Source organism: Deinococcus sp. (assembly GCF_030523985.1).
GTDB lineage: Bacteria > Deinococcota > Deinococci > Deinococcales > Deinococcaceae > Deinococcus.
Map to the genome: position 1 here is coordinate 1 of NZ_JAUNHK010000171.1, position 3,374 is coordinate 3,374.

At 68.6% G+C, this 3,374-nt stretch carries 5 protein-coding genes; 2 read left to right on the plus strand and 3 right to left on the minus strand.

All coding sequences use genetic code 11. The annotated features are described in order from the left end of the window. Nucleotides 1-281, minus strand: a 281-nt coding sequence (locus tag Q4C89_RS14460) for a co-chaperone YbbN (RefSeq protein WP_303103326.1), incomplete at its 3' end; no start/stop codon positions are given. 93 nt (nt 282-374) lie between these two features. On the opposite strand from Q4C89_RS14460, the gene Q4C89_RS14465 reads away from it, so the two are divergent. Together Q4C89_RS14465 and Q4C89_RS14470 are read left to right on the plus strand one after the other, a co-directional pair. After that, nucleotides 375-644 carry a metal-sensitive transcriptional regulator gene (locus tag Q4C89_RS14465; protein ID WP_303103327.1) on the plus strand — a complete coding sequence of 90 codons (270 nt, stop codon included), beginning with the start codon at nt 375-377 and terminating at the stop codon, nt 642-644. Between the two features lie 29 nt (nt 645-673). Further along, nucleotides 674-1,180: a PaaI family thioesterase gene (locus tag Q4C89_RS14470; protein ID WP_303103328.1), complete on the plus strand. Its 507-nt coding sequence runs from the start codon at nt 674-676 to the stop codon at nt 1,178-1,180. A 167-nt stretch (nt 1,181-1,347) separates the two neighbouring features. On the opposite strand, the gene Q4C89_RS14475 is transcribed toward Q4C89_RS14470, so the two are convergent. Both Q4C89_RS14475 and cobT read right to left on the minus strand, forming a co-directional pair. Continuing rightward, nucleotides 1,348-2,148 (minus strand): adenosylcobinamide-GDP ribazoletransferase, encoded by an 801-nt coding sequence (locus Q4C89_RS14475; RefSeq protein WP_303103330.1) that lies wholly within the window; start codon nt 2,146-2,148, stop codon nt 1,348-1,350. 89 nt (nt 2,149-2,237) lie between these two features. Continuing rightward, on the minus strand, nt 2,238-3,344 hold the full coding sequence (gene cobT, locus Q4C89_RS14480) for a nicotinate-nucleotide--dimethylbenzimidazole phosphoribosyltransferase (RefSeq protein ID WP_303103329.1): 1,107 nt from the start codon (nt 3,342-3,344) through the stop codon (nt 2,238-2,240). Nucleotides 3,345-3,374 lie beyond the last annotated feature (30 nt).

The following is a 3,374-nucleotide window of genomic DNA, read 5'->3' on the forward strand; positions in this document are numbered from 1 at the left end:
TCGTCCACGTTGACCTTGACCACGCGCACCTTGCCGGGCAGGTCACGGGCGAGGTCTTCCAGAATCGGCCCCATCACGCGGCAGGGGCCGCACCAGGGTGCCCAGAAGTCCACGATGACCGGCACGCTCGCCTGAATGTCCTGCTCGAAGGTCGCGTCGGTGCCGTCGTGCAGCCAGGGCAGCGCCGCGCCGCATTTGGCACAGCTCGGCACCTGACCTGCGGGCACCGGACCCACGCGGTTCTTGGTTTGGCACTGGAGGCAGGTCAAAACGTCACTCATGACCCCATAATATACCCCCATCAGGTATAGTCTCCCTTCATGATTGCTCCCCTTCCCCTTGCCGAGGCAGGGACCGCTGCCGACAATGAGTCTATGACCTCTCCTACCCTGCTCGGCCCCGAAGAAGAAAAGCTGCTCAAGCGGCTGCGCCGGATTGAGGGACAGGTGCGCGGCATCCAGAAGATGATCGAGGAAGGCCGCGAGTGTCACGACATCCTGACCCAGTTCGCGGCGGTCCGCAGTGCACTGGACACGGCGGGCGAGGGGCTGCTGGAGCAGTATGCCCTGGGCTGCCGCGCCCGCCCCGGCGAGGCCATTACTCCGCAGGACGTGGTGCGGGCCGTGAAACTGCTGCGCCGTTAGGTGGTGGGGTGGCGCGCTAGCCTGGGCGCATGAGCGACCACAGCCGCACCTACACCTGGACCGACCCGGCCTTCGACCCGGAAAAAGTCAAGCACCTGTCGGGCCTGGAATACCTTCAGGCCATCGCCCGTGGCGAGCTGCCCGCCGCCCCCATCGGCGCGACACTGGGCATGGAGCCCCCCCGCCCGGAAGACGTTCAGGAAGGCCGGGTGGTGTTCCGGCTGCGGCCCCAGGGATTTCACTACAACCCCATCGGCAGCGTGCACGGCGGCGTCTATGCCACGATTCTCGATTCGGCGGTGGCCTGCGCCATCCACAGCACCCTGCCAGCCGGGGCGACCTACACCACCCTGGAACTCAAGGTGAATTACCTGCGCCCGCTGCTGGAGGGGGGGCCGGAAGTGCAGGCCATCGGCGAGGTGATTCACGTTACCCGGCAGACCGGACTGGCCGAGGGCCGCATCGTGGACGAAAACGGCAAAATCTATGCCCACGCCACGACCACCTGCCTGATTCGCCGCCCGGCGCGGCACTGATACGGGACTGAACTATTCTTCGGAGATGTCGGAAAAGCACCGCCATCTCCTTCGCGCCGTTCAGTCCCGTATTTTCTTCTCCTCACTTCGTTCGGAAAAATAGCTTGGATGCCCAAACTATTTTTCGAAGCCATATGATACGGCGCAATCACCCGCCAACTACGCGGCTAGAGCCCATAGCTGTAGAACCCCAGCACCAGCACCTCGGCCACCACGATCAGCAGGCCATAGATGTCGCCGCTGAGGCCGCCGCCCAGCCGCCGCGCCGCCCAGGCCGCCACCAGGGTCACGCCCAGCAGCGCGACCAGCGCGGCGAGCCACGCGTTCGGCAACAGCAGCGCGGGCAGGGCGAACAGGAAAGCCAGCCCCCAGCGCCCCTGCCGCGACTGCGCCCCCAGCGACTCGGGCCGGGCGGCGGGGTAGGCGTTCATGGGCATCAGGACGACCATGCGGGCGACCACCGCCGCCACCAGGGGAGCGTACCAGGGCAGGCCCGCCGCTAGCAGGCTCCAGAACAGCAGCAGCGCCAGCACGCCCGTCGCCAGCCCGAAGGCCCCCACGTGTACATCCTTGAGGATGTCGAGCCGTTGTTCGGGAGTTTTCATGGCGAACAGGGCGTCGGCGCTGTCCACCAATCCGTCGAAGTGCAGCATGCCAGTCAGCAGCAACCACAGCGCCACCGCCAGGGCAGCCACCACCCCGCCCGGCAACGGCAACGCCAGCCACAACACGCCCGCCACCACGCCCCCGACCACGTACCCGGCCAGCGGGTAGTAGACGCTCGCCCTGGCCCAGTCGCTCGCCTCCGGTGGCCCGTCATTCCGCAGGCGCGGCAAGGGCAGCGTGGTCAGGAAGGTCAGCGCGAGGTGCAGCGCCCGGACTTCCTGCCGCCGTTTCCAGCCGTGTGGGGGCGTAGGGGCAGAGGACTGGGGAGCTGCTGGCGAGGCCGCCGGGTCAGGAAACACCATGACGACCGGGGGTACCCGGGGCGGCGAGACCCTGGTGTTGGTTCGCTGCGCAGGCACCGGGGAAGGTTCGGAAGGCCGAGGCGGACGGGTCATGCGCTGCCTCCGGGGACAGCGGCCTCCGCGAAGGTTCGCATCTCGCGCAGGGTGGCGGCGGCCCCGCGCAACAGGGGGAGCGCCAGCACGCCGCCTGTGCCCTCACCTAGCCGCAGGCCGAGCTGGAACATGGGTTTGAGGCCCAGGTGCGCCAGTTGTGCCGCGTGACCGCGTTCGGCACACTCGCCTGCCGGGAACAGGTAGTCGCGCAGCGCGGGCGCGAGGGCCACACCGACCAGCGCCGCCGAGCCTTCCACGAAGCCGTCCAGCACCACGGTGCGGCGGCGGGCGGCGGCCCCCAGCATCATGCCCAGCATCGCCGCGATTTCGTAGCCGCCGAACTCGGTCAGCACGTCCAGCGGCCCAGTCACGTCGGTGCGGGCCAGCGCCTCGCGGACAACCGCAACCTTGTGGGCCAGCCGCTCGTCGTCTACCCCGGTGCCGCGCCCGGTCACGTCGGCGGGGTCAAGGCCCAGCAGCCGGGCGGTCAGCGCCGCTGCCGGGGTGGTGTTGCCGATGCCCATTTCGCCGGGAACCACGAAATCGGCCCCCTCGTCTATGGCCCGCTGTGCCAGCGCCGCCCCCGCCAGAATCAAGTGCAGGGTTTCCTCGCGGGTCATCGCCGCTTCTACGCGCAGGTTGCGGGTGCCCGGGCGCACGGCGGCGCGGAACAGGGCCGGGTGCTGGGGCAGTTCGGCACCGACTCCGGCGTCCAGCACATAGACTTTGGCGTCCAGAGCGCGGGCCAGGGCGTTGACGGCGGCCCCACCAGGGCCAGCGGGCGTGTCGGCCAGAAAGTTCGCCACCATCGCCGGGGTGACTTCGGGCGGATAGGCGCTGACCCCCTCCGCCGCGACGCCGTGGTCACCCGCCGCCACCAGCACCGCTGCCCCCTGAGGCGCGGGCCGCTCGGTGCCGAACACCCCGGCCAGACGCACCGACAGCACTTCCAGTTCGCCCAGGGCACCCGCAGGCTTGGTAAGTTGCGCCTGACGCTCGGCGGCGCGGGCCATCGCTCCAGCATCAGCGGGCTGAATCCGGGCGAGCAATTCACTCAATTGATCGGAGGGCTTAGGAGCGACAGACTCGGGAGAAGTAGACATAACAGTGGTTGCAGCCTAGAGCATTTGACG